A 16,446-nucleotide genomic window follows, 5' to 3' on the forward strand; every position below is an offset into this window, starting at 1 on the left:
TATTTTGACCATGGTCATTTTTTGACAGAGTGATGACAGACCAGCCTCGCACCCGGAAACCTCAGGCCAGAACCCTTCTGACCCGCAATCGCATCCTCGAAGCCGCACAGGAAATGGCGGGCACGTCTTCGCTGGAGGACATTACGGCAGAAGCGCTTGCGCAGGCCGCAGGGGTCGCCAAGGGAACGATCTTCGCTCATTTCGGCGATATGGACGGGCTCTATTCCTACGTTCTGCTCGATCGCCTGACAGCGCTGCGCGCTGCAACCGACAATGACGACATGTTTGATGCCGCCGGAAAGGAAGATCCGCTAACGGTGCTCGTGTCGCGCATGATGAAACTGGTCGACGTGATCACTCACACCCCTGTGATGCTACGGATTTTCATGGACAATATTGGCGCGACCAAGGGAAATTGCGCTCCGGAATTCGTCGAACAGCTGGACAGTCTGGACGCTCATCTGGCCTCGTTCCTGGCCAAGTGGCAAACGTCCGACGACATGCGCCCCCGTTTGCGCCGTGACCGGAACCCGCAAGAAATGGTCGACGGTTTGATCGCCTTCATGTGCCACGGCGCAATCCTTCGCCGCTCACACCAACTTGAAGATCGCGATTTGCTTGCCCAGAGGATCAGGCGCCATGTGGAAGCATTCCTGATTTCTGCCCCCGCCAATGAATAACCGTTAACAATTGGTGAATCGTCTTTATCGAATTCGTCTTACTTACTGCCAGCAATAGCGGAAAGACGATCGATACAACTCCCAGTATGGACAACTTCTTAACCATATGAGAGCATGACTCATCCCGACAAGAAAAATCCGGGATTGTGCATATAAAACATATACTTGACCCCATCAAGGAACCACGTCATGCTCTTCACCGCCTATGTCGCTGTGTGCTTGTCCACAGTCTCGATTCAGGATTGCAACAGAGAAACAGCCCTAAGCTGGATGGTTGCCCCCGGAAATCACCAACTCGCTTTCTGCATGATCAACGGCCAGCGCTATGCCGCAACATCCGGCGTTGTTCATGAAGGCGAGTATGTGAAGATCTTCTGCAAGGCCAACGACCAGTTCACCACAGCCGGTTAATCGCTGGTTTGCGGGACCTCCCCCGGCCATGAGACAACATGGTGCTCGTAATCCTCGAGCGCCATTCCCTCTTCCGACACGGTGCGTCCCTGAACGGAAATGCCGGCCTGATGCACGGTGTCAGGATCGCCGGAAACAAGCGGGTGCCACCAGTAGAGGTCTTCGCCGTCTCGAACCAGACGGTAGGCGCAGGTGGGCGGCAACCAGGTCAGCGTGCGCACTTCAGATGGTGTCAGCTGAATGCAGTCCGGCACGGTCGCGGCCCGATTGTCGTAGTCCTTGCAGCGGCAGCTGTCGCCATCGAGCAAGGTGCAGCGCACATCCGTCCACACGATCTCGCCACTGTCCCAGTCCTCAAGCTTGTTCAGACAGCAGCGTGCGCAGCCGTCGCACAGGGATTCCCATTCAGCCGGAGACATTTCATCAAGGCTCTTGGTCTTCCAGAACGGGGTGACTTCGGTTGACGACATGCATCGTCCTTTCAGGGCTCGGGCAGCTTGTGAACTGACCCTGGCAAGCAAAGCGGGAAACGCCGGGTATCACGCCTTTTGCAGGCAGGCAACCAAATGCCGACGGGCATCACGGCTACTCTGCTTCCACCCCTTGCCACCCGCCAAACCACCAGCCGTCTTCTAATTTCACTTTTTGCGAAACACTGCGGTTCTCATTTGCGCTGCAACCGGCTATTTTGTCTGTAATTGTGACGAGGACGGAACAGGTTTCTTCAGACCGTGAGCGAGCAACCGCCCGAAGACGAAAAGCAGTCAGCGATATCGCAGGTACGGCCGAAGCGAAAATTCTCGCACATGCTGCTGGCGGTCGACGCCTGGGTCGACACTGCGCTGTGGACGATTGGCTCTGCCATCGCACGCGTTTTCGAGGCCTATGACACATTCTTGCGGCGGTTTCGGGCCAGGGGTGGCTGGCGGGTTGCCGCCGAGCTGTCTTCAGATGGCCTCACCTATGGCGTTCTCGGCTTCATCGTGGTGCTTGCCTTCGCCCAGCCGGCTTTCGAGGCAACGCGGCATGCCGACTGGAGAACCACCGACGATTTCTCCGTCACCTTCCTCGACCGTTTCGGTAACGAGATCGGCAAGCGCGGGATCGTCCTGAACGACAGCGTGCCGCTCACCGAAATTCCGGACGCGCTCATCAAGGCGACTTTGGCCACGGAAGACCGCCGGTTCTTTTATCATTTCGGCATTGATGTCATGGGCACACTCCGTGCCATGGTGGAAAATGCACGCGCTGGCGGGGTTGTTCAGGGGGGCTCGTCGCTGACGCAGCAGCTGGCCAAGAACCTGTTCCTTTCGAATGAACGCACGCTCGGCCGCAAGATCAAGGAAGCCTATCTTGCCCTATGGTTGGAAGCGAACCTGACGAAGCAGGAAATCCTGAAACTGTATCTCGACCGCGCCTATATGGGTGGCGGGGTTTTCGGGGTCACAGCGGCTGCTGAATTCTATTTCAACAAGAGTGTCCGCGAGTTGTCGTTGGCGGAAAGCGCGATGCTGGCCGGGCTCTACAAGGCGCCGACAAAATACGCGCCGCATGTGAACCTGCCTGCAGCCCGTGCTCGCGCCAATGAAGTCCTGACCAACATGGTTCAGGCCGGTCTGCTGACCGAAGGCCAGGTGATCGGCGCCCGCCGGAATCCCGCCATAGCCATTGACCGGTCTCAGGAGCGCCTGCCGGAATATTATCTCGACTGGGCTCTGGAAGAGGTCAAGCAACTGGCCCGCGCTACACCCTCCCTTGCCAATGACCGTATCCTGACCGTCCGCACCACCTTTGACCCGGCGCTGCAGCGGCAGGCGGATTTTGCGGTGGAAACAACCTTGCGGGATGAAGGCAAGGCGCGTGATGTCAACGAGGCTGCCTTTGTGGCCATGGTGCCGGATGGGGCGGTCGTTGCCATGGTGGGCGGCAGTTCCTATGGCAACAGCCAGTTCAACCGCGCCACCAATGCGCTGCGCCAGCCCGGCTCGACCTTCAAGCCCTTTGTCTACATAACCGCCTTCATGAACGGCTATTCCAAGGACAGCATCGTGCCGGATCGGCCGATCTCCATCGGCAACTGGTCGCCGAAGAACTACACCCGCAGCTATCGCGGACCGGTCAGTCTGAAACTGGCCCTGACGAAGTCGATCAACACGATCCCGGTCCGCCTTGCGCAGGCTATCGGCCGCGACAAGATCATCGAGACCGCCTACAAGATGGGCATCACCAACGAGTTGCAGAACTCCGTATCGCTGCCCATTGGCTCATCAGAAGTAACAGTCATGGACATGGCCGCCTCCTATGCCACCTTTGCCAATGGCGGATTGCGGGCCGAGCCCTATGCCATTGTGGAAGTGCAGAACAGTGTCGGTGAGACGCTGTACAGGCGCGAGGAAGTTGAGCCCCTGCCGGCACGGGTTCTGCCTGCCGACAAGGTGGCCGAAATGAACGACATTCTGGTCAATGTGGTGGAAGCGGGCACAGGGCGCCGGGCGAGGCTGGAAAACGTGATCGCCGCCGGAAAAACCGGAACCACCAACGCTTACCGCGATGCCTGGTTTGTTGGCTATACGGGCAATTTCGTGGGCGCTGTCTGGTATGGCAACGACAACTTCCAGCCGACCAGACGACTGACTGGCGGCAGTCTGCCCGCCATGACCTGGGAGAAGTTTATGGCCTATGCCCATAACGGCATCGAAGTGGCCTCCCTGCCCGGAATTGATGCCAGCACGCTGCAACGCCCGCAGCTGGCAAAAACGGTCACACAGGATGATGCACCGCCGCAGCCGCGCATTTTGAATGCCCGGGCCCTGTCGGTTCTCAAGGATATTGGCTCCAACTTGAAAGCCATCAAGACCTCGCAGGCAGCCGCTGTCGCACCTGATCAAAGCGTGGCCCAAGCCCAATGAACAGGCAGTGGCAACCCGTTGGCGAGGAAAACCTCTTTCGCTCTGATCTGCCTGCGATCCTGCAGGTGCGCCGCCCTGCTCCATTGCGATCTACGCTGGCTGTCATGATGGTCATGATCCTCGGCGCGCTGCTCGGCATTGTCAGCGCCTATGTGGTGATTGAACGGGATCGCCCTCTTCTGCCCGTTGCCATCGGGCCGTGGGAGGCTTATCCGCAGGCCGGCACACGGGACTCAGACCCCTATTCCATCGCGATCTACACCCGCGGGGCGCTGGTGCCGCTGGCCTCGGGTGAAGGGCTGATGTTGACAGCCTATTCCGACAGCAACGGCCGCCGCCTTGACCCGACCTGCACCTACACGATTTCCGGACAGACCCCGACTGCCCGCTTCTGGACGCTGACCGCCACAACTGCGAGCGGTCGCCTGCAGGAAACCTATGCAGGCCGCACCTATGTAACCAGTGATCAGCTGCTGCGGCGCGAGGATGGAAGCTTCGAGATCACGGCAGCCGTGCGACCGGAGCCCGGCAACTGGTTGCCGCTGCCCCGCTATGCGAGGCCCCGCGACGGGCTGGTTCTGACCGTCCGTCTTTATGATGCGCCGGTCACAACCGGCGGCGCACTGGACGGCGTGTCGATGCCCTCCATTACGCGGGGGCTTTGCCAATGATGCTGTCGCGGCGCATGAGCTGGACCATCGGCCTTCTGGCAATTCTGGCGATTGCCGGGATCGTGCATATTCTCGTGATCCTCTCGATCCCGAAAAATGTCACCCACAGCGCTTATGCCACCACGGCGAAATTCGGACCTGATTTTCAATTCAATATTCTGGAAACGATACGGCCGGGAGAGGAAGCCCTGCCCGCGCTTGACCCCGCCATGACCCATGCGGCCTGCCGGTTCCAGCTGGATCAGGGGCCGGTGCTCTTCACCGCAAGTCTGCCGACCTCCTTCTGGTCCATCGGGCTTTTTGATGAAAGCGGGCAGATCATCTACAGCCTGAACAATCGGACGGCGGGGTCCGCGTCCCTGTCACTCCTGCTGCTATCTGCGGAACAATTGTCGATCTTGCGCGAAAATCCGCCGGAAAACCTCGAAGACCTGATCGTGATCGAGACGGACAGGACTGCGGGCTTTGCCCTTCTTCGGGCCTATGTTCCAAACGAGACGCTCGCGCCCGAAACAGCCGCTGCGCTCTTGTCGGCAGACTGCGAACCGCTCGTGTAACCCTGCGTGGAGCCCTACGCTTTCCGCTAAGGCACTTTTTGAACCAACCCCTTCAAGGCATTCGCAATTCTAATTTTATCTGCAATTTCACTCATGATAAAACTACTTAAGAAGTTTCACTAAGTATCCTTATACATGCTAGTGGCACATATTTTATTTGTCGCAGCAAATTAATTACCCGTTGCGATCAGTCGCTTGAGAGCTGGGGGACCAATAGGAGACCAGACACAAATCGCGGGCCGCCACCTGCATCTTCGTGTTCACATATTGCTCCCGCAGTTCGATTTGCCACCGCAAATCATTCTTCCTGCACGAGACTGAACTCAACTTCCCACCGTTTTTCAGCTGCCGCTGGAAGGCGGTGGTTTTCCATGGGCCAATAGAGCACGTCTCGCATTCACTGAATCACGCGACGTGCTCCAAGTAACTGATTTGGCGCATTTCCTGACGGCGAACCGGTATCCACTTCGCCTGGAAATACCCTAGCCGCGAACGCAGCGGCACCTTGCTCCAAACGGCGCGGCAATTCTACCCGGGAAACTCCGTACTCCGGATGGTCTATTTCGGAAAAAGCAGGATCACTTTTGCGGAGCCGGCCGCTCGTCACCCCAGCTCTGGAAGATCCGGGATCGGCGAACAGGAGCTTCGCTCAGTCCGGTTCCCTTGCCGTCACAGCCCTTTTCAGCGATGCGCACTTGGCCTTCCAGCTGACGAATGGCCGTGTTGACCTGCCACATGCGATCGCCCGTTGGCGTTTCAATCTCCAGACTGTCCAGCGCGGTCCTGTAAGCCTTGATGCGGTAGCGCAGTGCCTGTGCCACCCAACTGACCACGGCCCGGTTTTCCCAGACCCTCGCTTTCGCCCCTTCGTAGATTTCGCTTGTGGTCAGGCTTTTGCTTTCCAGAACGCGCAGGCGTTCCTGATCGGCCTTGCCCACACGCGTGGCGATTTCGCAAAAGGGCGGCACAAGTTCGGAATCCCCGCGTGCATCGCTGGCAACACGGTCATAACGGGCGTCGCTTGAGCGAAACTTGTCGGTTCGAAGGAAAATGTAATAGAGGTCCGGCGGTACCCTGCCTTCTGCTTCCGGCAAGGCCCGGGTTCTAGAAAATTCAACCACTGTTCCGCCAATCCAATCCTTGGTCCAGGGGGGGCGGATCAAGGCCCAGGCGCGATCGCGAAGGAGCTCTTCGTCGTTGGTCATGTTGAATTTTGAAACAGGATCGCCGCGCCATCTGGCAGCCTGTTCTCCCACTGCCGGCATGACTTCGTCATGGATCACGGAAGGGGCAGCCCGGTCAAAATCTCCGGTGGGACGCGTGCAAGCCGAAAGACCGGCGAGCAGCATAAGCGATAGCAGTGCGGACGACAGCGGCTTTGGCAAGGCCGGAGCGGACGCAGGGTGATTGCGTCGGCACGGTGCTGCTTTGGCTTCGGGTCTAAAACCCATGGTGCTGGTCTCCGCGGATCCTCATGATCGGCAGGCCAGCCCGAGACCTTCAGTCAGCGTCCGGCAGTGCTGGCCTAGCCGATTTACTGATCGTCCCGATTCTTGCAGCCAGATCAAGTTCCTTGCGCTCGTAGCGCACACCTGGAAAGATCACAACCTCTCCCCGCTGGCTGTTCATGTGTCTGTCGGCTGTCCGGTCGGTTCTTTTCAACCGGGTTGTGGGCCGTGGTGCGGATGCAAAATCCAGCAAAGTACCCATCGATTTCTCCTCTCGTTCCTGACGACAGCGCTCAAAATCATCAAAACGCATACCGGGTACATTGGGCGACGCAATACTTCGACTTTTACAAGCCTTATTAAGCCTTCATCAGGGTTAACAGCTTGCTAACGCTTTTCGCGCATGGTGCCGATAAGCCCCTTTTCGGTCGCGGGTCATAGTGTTGTTCGTGTCGTAGAATATGAGCCAGTTCCAGAAAAACGATCCTGCCCCTGATGCAATTGCCGCATCCAACCTGTCTTCGCCGTCGTCGGACCGCGGGGTGCTTTTGTCTGCGTGCGAGCTTTTTGTCAGCCGAGACCGGCACGATCCTGCGGAAAAGCGGGTCTTTCAGGAACTTGCCCTCAATCTGCTTCCCAAGGCGAGCCTTGCCGATCGGCGCCGGGTTTCGAGCATCCTGTCACGGCATGGCGATGCGCCCTTGGCCCTGGTGGATGCCCTGGCCCGCGACGAAGATCCGCTGACCGCCTATTCGGCACTGCGCTTTGCGTCCAATCTGCCGATGACAACCCTTCTGGAAACGATCGAGCGCGGGCCTGACAGCCTGCGTCAGGCCATTGCCGAGCGGCCTGTGCTCACCGAGCAGATTGTTGAGGATATCTGCCGCTTCGGCGGGGAAAACGTGGTTCAACGATTGCTGGCGCGTCCCGGCATCTCCCGCTTCATCAAGAAAGCGAAACCCGACCTGAAACCCGGGGAGGATGTGGCTCCCTATGTCGAGAACATTACCCGGGAAACAAAGAAGTCTCCGGAGGCCCTTATGCGCGATTTCTTCAATCTGGATTTGAAACTGCGCAACAAGGCGGTCGCTGCCGCGGAAATGACCGCCCTTGTCGGCCATACCAACGGACAACTGCCGCTTGGCGACGAGCTGGTACGGGACGACGATCTGGTCGAATTGGTGGTGAAGGCCGCCCGATCGGAAACCCCGCAGAACGCCGTCAAGCTGCTGGCCCAGTCGGTGCGTCTGCCAGACACCACCGCAGACCTCATTTCCTCGGAAGACAACGGCGATACGCTGGCCGTCATCTTGAGGGCGACGGGTTTTTCCGAGGAAGAAGCAACCACGGTGATCATCCGCACGCTGGGTCACAGACGCGGCCTGCTGCAGATCCGTCCGGTCTTCTCGCTATTCAACAATATCAGTCTCAATGCCGCTCGCGTGCTTCTGGACCAATGGAGCGAAGATGCGCCACAGCAGGCAGTGCCAGCAGCCGCAGCCGGGCATCAGCCGTTTCATTCGGACGCCGCGCGCCGCCACGAACCTGCAAGCGCCACGCCTGCGGCGGACCCTGCTCAGGTGCAAAAGCCCTTCGGTCGCCGCGTGGGCTTCAAGGCCTCATAAAAACGGATCAGCGGGCTTGTCTTTGGGCTCGTCAGTGACGACAGGCAAATCGACAGCCCCATCCCGGGCCTCGATTTCAACGAGCCAATAGTCCGGATCCATCCGGTCTTCGCTCGCCAATCTTGTCATGACGGCCTCTTTTTCCGAGCAAGACAGGATCTTCTCGAACTGGCGCCCGCCTTGCTGCATCACGTCAAAGAAGGCCTGTGGTGCTGGTCCGTAGAGATCGAATGTCCGGTCCAGGCGATCGACCAGAATGAAGATCGCTCCGGCCTCATGCGCGCCCTTTTTTGAAACGGCAGCAAACCCCCCTTCCCCGAACACCCGCCGGACAAGCGCACTGACGAAAAAGTCTGATGTTAAACGCATGGGACACCTGAAACAGAAACAGCCTCGGACACTTCACCCGTCAGAGCTGAAATGTCCAGAGCGGTTCTGTCACACATGGGTCAGTTGCTGATCCGCTGACCTGTCACCTTTTCCAGATGACGGACAACCTCGGGGCTCGGCTCGCCGCTGAGCGGCAGTCCCCGATCCAGCTCGAAGCGCCGGATGGCGGCCGAGGTGTTTTCACCCATGGCGCCGTCAGCCTGCAGAGGGCCATATCCAAGCTCGGCCAGCAGACGCTGGATGTTGGCAAGACGTGCATCCCTCGGCGGCTGGGCCACGGGCTGCTCGTCGAACGACGTGTCCGGTGATGCCCCGACAATCCGCCCCGGCTTGCGGCGAGGGATCGGCGCATAGCTGGTGACAGGTTGCGTCAGTGTTGTCTCGTTAGCCGTCTTGTTCAGGGACATGGCGGCCAGCAAGGCTTCAGACGGCTCGCCGTTCTCCATCTTGCCGAGATTGCGCTGCATGTGGCGAATGGCCCGCTCCGTTGCCGGACCGTTGACCCCATCCAGCGGGCCTTCGTAAAGACCCTGATTTCTCAATTCCAGCTGGATGTCCAGAACAAGCGGAGACATCTGCTGAACGGGTACCGACACGGTTTCCTGAGGCTGAACCTGGCCTTGATCGCGCGTGGAGAACAGCGGCGCCGGATGGCGACCTGGCTGCAGACCAAGAGCGTTGGCGACAATCAGAGACCCTGTCAGCGCCATGACGAGCGTGCCGCCAGCCGCAACCGGATTGTCACGCGCAAAGCCGCCGACCCGATCGATCAGGCTCTCGCTCTTTTCTGTCTGCTTTTGTCCTCGACTACGCGGCATATGCCGTCCCTTGTTCTTTCAAATCCGTGGGGTTGCCCCCGTTTCAACAAACTCTGCCCGTCAGGCCATGCCTTGTGGCATGTGTTCTTCAGGCGATCCTCAAAGACTTCGGTGCCGAATGGCGCTCCTGGTCAACAGGTGACACGGCAACCGGCGCTGCACAGGGAAGCCGCAGCAACAAGCGGCAATCACCGTTCGGCTCGACATGGCTTTCCGTGACGCCGCCTTGCATGGCGCACAAACGTTCAACCATTGTAAACCGGAAGTCGTTTTCGACTGTCTTCGAAGGTTCGCCCTCTGCCGAGGCATGCTGCCCCTGCAGAACCATTTCCACATATCCGCGGCCACGTCTGAGAGACAGGCTCACCTTTCCGCCGTCCCGGGAGCCATCGACAACAGCGCGCAGAGACTGGATCAGAAGGTGCTGAACCGCTGCCTTGTCTGCCGGGATAGTCAGCCGGTTCTGCGGAAGATCCAGTTGCAGGCGGACCCCGACGCCGGTAGCGACAGGCGCAACTTCGCCACGTGCCGTCTCAATAATCTCGTGAAGATCGACTGCGGTGATTTCGAGCGAGCGGTGCCCGCCACTCAGAGCTGCAGCCTCTTCAAGTCCGTCGACCGTTTGCAGCAGCTTGCGGCCCGTCCAGAGCATCTCGTCCACAACGGCACGGGTGCGCTCCCCGCCCTGTCTGTTGGTTTCCGGCAGGGCGTTCAAAAGGCTGCTGAGCTTCACGAAGTTTTCTGCGGAGCCGCGCAGGTGAATCCCGGCAGCTGCCACCAGACCCACCTTTTGCTGCAGCTCAGCTTCGATGGCCGTGCGCGCAAGCTCATGGTCCTGATCGACTTCCTTGCGCTCGGTGATGTTGGTGAGGCAAAGCAGGATATCTTTTTCAGAAGAATCGACCGCTTCAGCCGTCTTGAGATCCGCGCTGATCCAGATGTAGTCAGCAGTGCCTTCTTCGCCCGGATCGCTGGCACCGTGACGCAGGCGAAACTCTATGCGCTTGCGTGGTTCTCCAGCGCGCGCATCGGCAAGAGCTTGAAGATAGCTCGGCCGATCTGCGACATGGACCCGCTGGAACAGCCAATTGCCGCGCAGCTGGCGTTTTGTTGCCCCAAGAAACCGTTCCAGATTGCCGCCGACATACCGGATATCCCCGTCAGCTTCGCAGCGAAGGACGAGATTGTCGGTTCCCTGATTGAGAAGGCGCGCTTCCCCTTCCCGGCTGACAAGCTTGGCGTGAAGGCGCGTCTGATCGGCCACAAGACGCGTGCACAGCCCACCACTGTAAAGGATCGCGGCCAGCGAGGACGCGGCAAAGAGGGATGACCCCGGCAGGTCAAATGCCAATCCGGAGGGAGCCAGAAGAAACAGGGCCGCAACAACGGCGACACAGGCGGATGCCGCTGCAAGCACGACACGCTTTGAACCGGAAAGCGCGGCTTCCATCGGCACAATCGCCAGCCAGATCACCGCAAACGATGCCGGGCCGCCTGACACAAAGGCCATGGCACCCAGAAAACCGGCAAAAAGAAAGGAAGACAGTCCGTAGGCCCGATCAAGGCGCCCGGTCTGACTGAGATAGTGAGCCAACGGCCACTGCGCGAGCATCCATCCAACCAGCAGCACCATGGGAAGCGGTGTGGGCCCTAGTAATGCCAGATGAAGGGGGAGAAGAATCAGCGAGACCGCCCCCGTCACGAGCGCAACGGCGAGGAAGGCGCGATGCCGAGGGGCTTCAAGCGGATCGTTCGCCCATGTGGGATGCACCATTCCGTTCAGAAGGCGCAGGGCTTCCCGCCAGATCGTCGGTATTGATTGCTTTGTTTTACGCACGTCTTTTACCGCGCCCATGCGGGCGATTCACTACTCGATTACTCTGACCCGCATTTTTGGCAGCGACCACTTAAAGAACGATAAAGGATACCTGCACAAATACGCCAATCGCCAACGGACTCATTACCGATAACGCTTGGGAAATACTGGCATTTTTGTCGATAGATAAAATTTGACTCAATTTCTCTTCAAACTTTCGGCAAATACCTGATTAATTTGATGAAAAACTCGCTCTGACATTCAACCGGGCGTTTTCACCTGCCTGCTATTGTGCTGCCATAACACAAAGAAAGCCCACCAAAACCGGGCTTCGGAAAAAACTGAACAGGGTAGCAAAAGATGTTTTTTCTTCTCAGGACAGCGTTCTGGATCACGCTGGTTCTCGTTCTTATCCCTCTTGGTTCGGACAAGGAGGAATCGGCTCAACTCTCTATCGACCCGGTTGCGACCTTCTTTGCGGCTCAGGCTGCGGTGTCTGATTTTGGCGGTTTCTGCGACCGCAACCCGGACGCCTGCAAGACCGGCGGGGAAGCGCTGACAGCAATCGGCGCTCAGGCCCGCGACGGCGCACGGATCGTCTACGAGTTTCTCGATGAGAAGGTTGCCACTCCCGATGGCCAGGGCGGCTTCGATCAGTCCGGCGCCTCCGTCGTCTCCATCGAGCCCCAGTCACCGCTGACCACAGGCTCGACCAACAGGGTTGGCGTGTCCGACCTTGCTCAGATCAGTGGCCCTGCTTCGCTGGCTGCCGGTCACTCCATCGACGCCCCTGCTCAGGGGCCCGTTATTGGGGCCATACCTCGCCCCAACCCACGTTTAGGTCACCGGACCTGAACGCGGAGACCGGACTGGATCCGACCTTAGGTCGCCCACTCGGTTGTTTGCGCCCGCTTGATCAGGCTCCGGAGAATGTGCTCCCTGCCTGGATGGCAGTTACACCTTAGCGGAATTTTCCGCACGCCGCAGATGGGCTGCTGCCCATACCATCTGCGGCGTTTTTTCTTTTCCGCGCCCCTTTTCGCTATTCCTTCCCTGCCGACGGTTTGCCTCCGGCCGCGGGAGCGGTATATGGAAAGGCATCTTCCCATTCAGAAGCGGACAGACATGGCAACTTCACTTCAGGACATCATCGACTCCTTCGATTTTCTCGACGATTGGGAAGATCGCTACAAATACCTGATCGATCTCGGCAAGGAGCTGCCCGGCCTCTCCGATGACGAGAAGAACGAGGTCAACAAGGTGCGCGGCTGTGTGTCCCAGGTCTGGCTGGTCACCGAAGTCGACACGAGCGGTGCAGAGCCCGTTCTCACCTATCGCGGCGACAGTGACGCGCTGATTGTTCAGGGGCTGGTTGCTGTTGCCCTTGCCCTGTTTTCAGGCAAGACGGCTCGGGAGATTCTCGACACGGACGTGGACGGCTTCTTCAACACGCTCGGCCTGAAGGAACACCTCACTCCACAGCGCTCCAACGGCCTGAAGTCGATGATCGGACGTATCCGCGCCGATGCCGATGCGGCCCAGCGGTCCGTTCAAGCCTGAACCTCACTGCAACCTTCTTTTCCGATCCGTAGCTATTTCAGGGCGGGACTGTTTCTGATTTCAAGGCTTTGCGCCCCTAAAACCGGCACGTCAGACGTGCCGGGAGACCACACCTGTGTCTCAACCAGCATTCACTACGTAGCTCCTCTACGTAAATAATGCCTAGAACTTTCTGATATGATTAATTCTTTCTCAATGTATACGTTCGTTGCGCAGTCGTTCTGCGCCGTTATTTTTAGGAGGAATTATGCAACTTCATAAGGCTGGGGCCGGTGCCGCCGCCCCTCAAATGCAATCCATGAAGGCAAGTGCCATGAAGATGGCGCTTCAAACTGCACAAGCCAATCACATGGCTGCCCCAATGCCAGCGGCAGCGAAGAAACCGGCAGCTGCACAGATGGCCGCCCCTGCCCAGATGGCGGCTCCTGCACAGAAGGCAGCCGCAGCCCCGGCTGCTGCCGAGGCCCCGAAAGCGGATGCCGCTCCCAAGGCTGAGGAAGCAAAAGAAGCCGATGGCGGCAAGGATGGCGGCGGGTTCGACCTGAACGGCCTGTTCAAGGGTATCGTGGACATCATCAAGGCAGTTGCTCCGATCGTCGAGAAACTGCTTCCGGCAATTCTCGGGGCCGTCGGTGGTGCTGCTGGTGGCGGAGCTGCCAAGGCGAAGTAATGTGCCTCCCCCTTTTCACCCGGAGCATTTTTCTCTGCCCGTGGTGATCAGAGAAAAGGGCGTTTGGGGAGCCTTTCCCAAACGCCGTAACAAAACCAAGCCGCAGTCAATTGCCGGCCACGGCTTGGGGGGCTCAATGTGCGCTACCGGGATCTGATGACCACACCTTTATCCGGCCTAGCCTGTCGGGCGCCTGTGTGACCATGCCGTATTTGACCGCAAGGCTGTTCAACGCGATCTGGAGAACGATTTTCGCAGACCGTGCCGGCCACCCCTGCTCCGCCTCTACCGCCTCCAGTCCCTTCGAATGACAGCAGACATCGATGAGGACGCGGGCGCATTTGGGCTCCAGCCCGTCAAGGATGGTTTGAACCCGCTGGCGGGCAGCGATCACATCGTCGCGCATCGCCCCGGCACCTTGCCCTCCACTACCCTTCGCGAAGCCGGACGGTTCCCCTTTCCAGCCACGGCCAAAATCCGGCATCAGGGACGCAAAGGTGAAATCCGAACGTAGGCGCTCACCTGCCAACACCTGTATTTCGGTGAGGAGCGGATTTCCCTTCCGGTCCTTGCGCCTCGCGAGCCAGGCCAGCGGACTTTCGGCAAGGTTCATCATGGCTGGAGGGGCAGAAGTCTCTTGTTCCTGGCCATCGTTCAGGGGAACCAGCGATCGATGCTGGTCGGCGATACCGTCTCCGCCAGCCAGAAACCGCTTCAAGGCCTTCAGCCAGTTGGCGCTGATCCGCTTTTCTGTATCACCAACCGGTTCCAGATATTCGGCGCGCACGCCAAGCTCGACAATCTCGCTGAGAACCTTCCGGTTTCTAGCGGGCAATCGATGCCGGAGGTTCCAGCTTCCTTCGCCGTTTTCATCCAGCATCAATCGTGTTTTCCCACCGGCCAAAGCCTTCAGGAGCAAAAGCAACAATTCAAAATCCTTGGGCAAACGCTTCGTCATAAGCCTCTCCACAAACGGAAAAAAACAATGGATCGTCCTTCAGGGAAATCAGTGTCTCCAACTGCGAAACCAGTTCATCAAATTCCGGGTCATCCCTCCTGCTTTCGGTGACACGGCAAGCATAGGCCGCCGTGCTTCTATGCCGATGATACCTGTGCCCGACATGCTCCAGCGACAGACCGAGTTCGACATGAGCCAGGTACATGACGAGCTGGCGGGCCTGGGAGACATGCCGCTCTCCCCTTGTTTGCAGGAAAAACTGCGAAGGTCGGATGCAATACGCCCGCGAAACATACCCCTCCGCTATATGGAGATGAGCGGCCACACGATTTTGCACCAGTTGGGCGAAAACGGGATAGGCACCCGGATGCAGGCGTTCGGCTTCACCTCCCCTCCGTTGCACGTTCATTTCCACTCCCCGCAAACGACTTTGGCATAATAGGTATATTTTCCTATATTTTAGCACAGTATTTCCGGTGGTGAATAACTTTCGCAATAACGTTAAGTTGCATCTTGAAAACCGGAGTATTCTGCGCTTTCCGGGCTGCACCATTTCAAGGAAAAAACAACTAGCGGTGCCTGATCCTAAATGTCTGCGAAGTCAGGTGCGATACTCGCGCAGACCGGACACCACCAGACTTGCACCCATGGCTCCGAATACGCCGCCGAAAACCAACTCGACGCCGCGCCAGAAGCGTTGATAGGCGCGCGAAGCTGTTCCGGTGAAAAACAGGATGGCATACGCCCCATAAACAACCATTGCACTGAGTGCCGCGACCGGAGCGAATGCCGCCACCTGAGGCGCCGACAATCGCGACCCAAACATGAAGGATGCGATAGCGGTCCAGCCAAGTGCGGCCTTCGGGTTCGACATCACAACGAGAAGACCTCGGCGCCATGAGGCCAAGCCCGTCTCAAGACGATCCGCCTGTGGAATGCGGATGCTCTTTCCCCTTGCGGCTGCGTAAAGGGCGCGGCACCCGATCCAGAGCAAATATGTTCCACCGACGAGTTTGAGACCTGTCAGGATTTCGGGCTGTCTCTGGATCACGAACCCAAGACCGAGAGCTGCAAGAATGACCCATATGACCGCCCCGCAGGAAACGCCGAGGGCAACCAGCAATGCCGCCTTGCGCCCCCTGCTCATTCCTTCCGCCGCGACGGCAATGAGATTTGGCCCGGGAGCGATCTGCATGGCGATCAGGGCAGCAAGGGTAAGTGCATAGACTTTGATCATGAAAGTACTGCCGGGCGAGTTTCTGGATCGGGAACCTGCGTGGGTTCCAGCGGGCCACATTCCTGCGGCCATTAAAAAACCGCCCGGAGGAGACCGGGCGGTTCAATATCTCTTGAAGAAGAGAAAGGCTTACTTGCCGCGCTTGCGCTGCTGGCCGAGACCCATCTTCTTTGCAAGCTCGGAACGAGCTGCTGCGTAGTTCGGAGCAACCATCGGATAATCCGGGCCCAGCTCCCACTTTTCGCGGTATTCGTCCGGAGTCATGTCGTAATGCGTGCGCAGGTGACGCTTCAGGGACTTGAACTTCTTTCCGTCTTCAAGACAGATGATGTAGTCCGGCATGACCGACTTCTTGACTGGGACAGCAGGCTTCAGCGGCTCCGGCTCCGGCTCCTGAGCGGTCGTGGAAGTGCGCTGCAGGGCACCGTAAACCTCATTGATCAGGTTCGGAAGATCTGTCGACGCCACAGTGTTGTTGCTGACATAAGCAGACACGATATCTGCTGTAAGATCTATCAGATTGCCGTCTACCGGGGTTTCCGTCATTTCTGGTCCATTCTTGTTTAAACCGGGAATTCTGTTTCTCTGACCCTATAAAGCTTCTTGACGCGATAAGCACCGTAAATAATCGATACTATGGGACGTCACTCACGAAAATGATTCTACTTTTCAGGTTTCGAATAAGCGTCTTATATG

The 16,446-nt window shown here is 58.3% G+C and carries 19 protein-coding genes; 9 read left to right on the plus strand and 10 right to left on the minus strand.

Annotated features, from left to right (window positions below):
* Window positions 1–32: 32 nt before the first annotated feature.
* Together F0155_RS02905 and F0155_RS02910 are read left to right on the plus strand one after the other, a co-directional pair.
* On the plus strand, window positions 33–680 hold the full coding sequence (locus tag F0155_RS02905) for a TetR/AcrR family transcriptional regulator (protein WP_150522971.1): 648 nt from the start codon (window positions 33–35) through the stop codon (window positions 678–680).
* Between the two features lie 189 nt (window positions 681–869).
* Entirely contained in the window at window positions 870–1,091 is a 222-nt protein-coding gene (locus F0155_RS02910) for a hypothetical protein (protein WP_150522972.1), read from the plus strand.
* On the opposite strand, the gene F0155_RS02915 is transcribed toward F0155_RS02910, so the two are convergent.
* Window positions 1,088–1,561, minus strand: a complete 474-nt coding sequence (locus tag F0155_RS02915; RefSeq protein WP_150522973.1) for a YcgN family cysteine cluster protein — start codon at window positions 1,559–1,561, stop codon at window positions 1,088–1,090. The two genes, F0155_RS02910 and F0155_RS02915, sit on opposite strands and share 4 nt — an antisense overlap.
* Window positions 1,562–1,897: 336 nt before the next feature.
* Between F0155_RS02915 and F0155_RS02920 the strand changes: the two genes are divergently transcribed.
* The 3 genes from F0155_RS02920 to F0155_RS02930 are packed head-to-tail and all read left to right on the plus strand — an operon-like array spanning window position 1,898 to window position 5,228.
* A complete protein-coding gene (locus F0155_RS02920) occupies window positions 1,898–4,000 on the plus strand; it encodes a transglycosylase domain-containing protein (RefSeq protein ID WP_150523082.1) in 2,103 nt (700 codons plus the stop codon).
* Complete coding sequence (locus F0155_RS02925; protein ID WP_150522974.1) at window positions 3,997–4,671, plus strand: DUF1214 domain-containing protein; 675 nt, start codon at window positions 3,997–3,999, stop codon at window positions 4,669–4,671. The genes F0155_RS02920 and F0155_RS02925 overlap by 4 nt, the downstream gene beginning before the upstream one ends.
* Complete coding sequence (locus F0155_RS02930; RefSeq protein WP_150522975.1) at window positions 4,668–5,228, plus strand: DUF1254 domain-containing protein; 561 nt, start codon at window positions 4,668–4,670, stop codon at window positions 5,226–5,228. The genes F0155_RS02925 and F0155_RS02930 overlap by 4 nt, the downstream gene beginning before the upstream one ends.
* 578 nt (window positions 5,229–5,806) lie before the next feature.
* On the opposite strand, the gene F0155_RS02935 is transcribed toward F0155_RS02930, so the two are convergent.
* Together F0155_RS02935 and F0155_RS02940 are read right to left on the minus strand one after the other, a co-directional pair.
* Window positions 5,807–6,679 carry a hypothetical protein gene (locus tag F0155_RS02935; RefSeq protein WP_208999096.1) on the minus strand — a complete coding sequence of 291 codons (873 nt, stop codon included), beginning with the start codon at window positions 6,677–6,679 and terminating at the stop codon, window positions 5,807–5,809.
* Between the two features lie 49 nt (window positions 6,680–6,728).
* A complete protein-coding gene (locus tag F0155_RS02940) occupies window positions 6,729–6,938 on the minus strand; it encodes a hypothetical protein (protein ID WP_150522976.1) in 210 nt (69 codons plus the stop codon).
* Between the two features lie 199 nt (window positions 6,939–7,137).
* Here F0155_RS02940 and F0155_RS02945 point away from each other — a divergent pair, with 199 nt between their 5' ends.
* Complete coding sequence (locus F0155_RS02945) at window positions 7,138–8,301, plus strand: DUF2336 domain-containing protein (protein WP_150522977.1); 1,164 nt, start codon at window positions 7,138–7,140, stop codon at window positions 8,299–8,301.
* Here F0155_RS02945 and F0155_RS02950 read toward each other — a convergent pair.
* The 3 genes from F0155_RS02950 to F0155_RS02960 form a co-directional block, all read right to left on the minus strand.
* Window positions 8,296–8,670, minus strand: coding sequence for a DUF1491 family protein (locus F0155_RS02950; protein ID WP_150522978.1), 375 nt, complete (start codon window positions 8,668–8,670; stop codon window positions 8,296–8,298). The two genes, F0155_RS02945 and F0155_RS02950, sit on opposite strands and share 6 nt — an antisense overlap.
* A gap of 80 nt (window positions 8,671–8,750) precedes the next feature.
* A complete protein-coding gene (locus F0155_RS02955; RefSeq protein WP_150522979.1) occupies window positions 8,751–9,509 on the minus strand; it encodes a peptidoglycan-binding domain-containing protein in 759 nt (252 codons plus the stop codon).
* Between the two features lie 88 nt (window positions 9,510–9,597).
* Window positions 9,598–11,346, minus strand: coding sequence for a PAS domain-containing protein (locus F0155_RS02960; RefSeq protein ID WP_150522980.1), 1,749 nt, complete (start codon window positions 11,344–11,346; stop codon window positions 9,598–9,600).
* A 339-nt stretch (window positions 11,347–11,685) separates the two neighbouring features.
* Between F0155_RS02960 and F0155_RS02965 the strand changes: the two genes are divergently transcribed.
* The 3 genes from F0155_RS02965 (at window position 11,686) to F0155_RS02975 (ending at window position 13,555) form a co-directional block, all read left to right on the plus strand.
* The gene (locus F0155_RS02965) at window positions 11,686–12,180 is read left to right on the plus strand and encodes a DUF5330 domain-containing protein (RefSeq protein ID WP_150522981.1); all 495 of its coding nucleotides are present in this window, start codon (window positions 11,686–11,688) and stop codon (window positions 12,178–12,180) included.
* Between the two features lie 270 nt (window positions 12,181–12,450).
* Window positions 12,451–12,885: a SufE family protein gene (locus F0155_RS02970; RefSeq protein WP_150523084.1), complete on the plus strand. Its 435-nt coding sequence runs from the start codon at window positions 12,451–12,453 to the stop codon at window positions 12,883–12,885.
* A 247-nt stretch (window positions 12,886–13,132) separates the two neighbouring features.
* Window positions 13,133–13,555 carry a hypothetical protein gene (locus F0155_RS02975; protein WP_150522982.1) on the plus strand — a complete coding sequence of 141 codons (423 nt, stop codon included), beginning with the start codon at window positions 13,133–13,135 and terminating at the stop codon, window positions 13,553–13,555.
* Between the two features lie 133 nt (window positions 13,556–13,688).
* Here the strand turns inward: F0155_RS02975 and F0155_RS02980 are convergent, their stop codons facing one another.
* The 4 genes from F0155_RS02980 to F0155_RS02995 form a co-directional block, all read right to left on the minus strand.
* On the minus strand, window positions 13,689–14,513 hold the full coding sequence (locus tag F0155_RS02980) for a DUF6456 domain-containing protein (RefSeq protein ID WP_150522983.1): 825 nt from the start codon (window positions 14,511–14,513) through the stop codon (window positions 13,689–13,691).
* Complete coding sequence (locus F0155_RS02985; protein WP_161599742.1) at window positions 14,485–14,922, minus strand: helix-turn-helix domain-containing protein; 438 nt, start codon at window positions 14,920–14,922, stop codon at window positions 14,485–14,487. Before F0155_RS02985 ends, F0155_RS02980 begins: the two co-directional genes overlap by 29 nt.
* A 192-nt stretch (window positions 14,923–15,114) precedes the next feature.
* Window positions 15,115–15,750 (minus strand): LysE family translocator, encoded by a 636-nt coding sequence (locus F0155_RS02990; protein ID WP_150522985.1) that lies wholly within the window; start codon window positions 15,748–15,750, stop codon window positions 15,115–15,117.
* Window positions 15,751–15,879: 129 nt separating this feature from the next.
* The gene (locus F0155_RS02995) at window positions 15,880–16,296 is read right to left on the minus strand and encodes a Ros/MucR family transcriptional regulator (RefSeq protein WP_150522986.1); all 417 of its coding nucleotides are present in this window, start codon (window positions 16,294–16,296) and stop codon (window positions 15,880–15,882) included.
* Window positions 16,297–16,446: the final 150 nt, after the last annotated feature.

Source organism: Roseibium sediminis, assembly GCF_008711325.1.
Taxonomy (GTDB): domain Bacteria; phylum Pseudomonadota; class Alphaproteobacteria; order Rhizobiales; family Stappiaceae; genus Roseibium; species Roseibium sediminis.

Coding starts and splice junctions, on each gene's coding strand:
- F0155_RS02905 (WP_150522971.1), top strand. CDS start 33: ATGACAGACCAGCCTCGCACCCGGAAACCTCAGGCCAGAACCCTTCTG.
- F0155_RS02910 (WP_150522972.1), top strand. CDS start 870: ATGCTCTTCACCGCCTATGTCGCTGTGTGCTTGTCCACAGTCTCGATT.
- F0155_RS02915 (WP_150522973.1), bottom strand. CDS start 1,561: ATGTCGTCAACCGAAGTCACCCCGTTCTGGAAGACCAAGAGCCTTGAT.
- F0155_RS02920 (WP_150523082.1), top strand. CDS start 1,898: ATGCTGCTGGCGGTCGACGCCTGGGTCGACACTGCGCTGTGGACGATT.
- F0155_RS02925 (WP_150522974.1), top strand. CDS start 3,997: ATGAACAGGCAGTGGCAACCCGTTGGCGAGGAAAACCTCTTTCGCTCT.
- F0155_RS02930 (WP_150522975.1), top strand. CDS start 4,668: ATGATGCTGTCGCGGCGCATGAGCTGGACCATCGGCCTTCTGGCAATT.
- F0155_RS02935 (WP_208999096.1), bottom strand. CDS start 6,679: ATGGGTTTTAGACCCGAAGCCAAAGCAGCACCGTGCCGACGCAATCAC.
- F0155_RS02940 (WP_150522976.1), bottom strand. CDS start 6,938: ATGGGTACTTTGCTGGATTTTGCATCCGCACCACGGCCCACAACCCGG.
- F0155_RS02945 (WP_150522977.1), top strand. CDS start 7,138: ATGAGCCAGTTCCAGAAAAACGATCCTGCCCCTGATGCAATTGCCGCA.
- F0155_RS02950 (WP_150522978.1), bottom strand. CDS start 8,670: ATGCGTTTAACATCAGACTTTTTCGTCAGTGCGCTTGTCCGGCGGGTG.
- F0155_RS02955 (WP_150522979.1), bottom strand. CDS start 9,509: ATGCCGCGTAGTCGAGGACAAAAGCAGACAGAAAAGAGCGAGAGCCTG.
- F0155_RS02965 (WP_150522981.1), top strand. CDS start 11,686: ATGTTTTTTCTTCTCAGGACAGCGTTCTGGATCACGCTGGTTCTCGTT.
- F0155_RS02970 (WP_150523084.1), top strand. CDS start 12,451: ATGGCAACTTCACTTCAGGACATCATCGACTCCTTCGATTTTCTCGAC.
- F0155_RS02975 (WP_150522982.1), top strand. CDS start 13,133: ATGCAACTTCATAAGGCTGGGGCCGGTGCCGCCGCCCCTCAAATGCAA.
- F0155_RS02980 (WP_150522983.1), bottom strand. CDS start 14,513: ATGACGAAGCGTTTGCCCAAGGATTTTGAATTGTTGCTTTTGCTCCTG.
- F0155_RS02985 (WP_161599742.1), bottom strand. CDS start 14,922: ATGAACGTGCAACGGAGGGGAGGTGAAGCCGAACGCCTGCATCCGGGT.
- F0155_RS02990 (WP_150522985.1), bottom strand. CDS start 15,750: ATGATCAAAGTCTATGCACTTACCCTTGCTGCCCTGATCGCCATGCAG.
- F0155_RS02995 (WP_150522986.1), bottom strand. CDS start 16,296: ATGACGGAAACCCCGGTAGACGGCAATCTGATAGATCTTACAGCAGAT.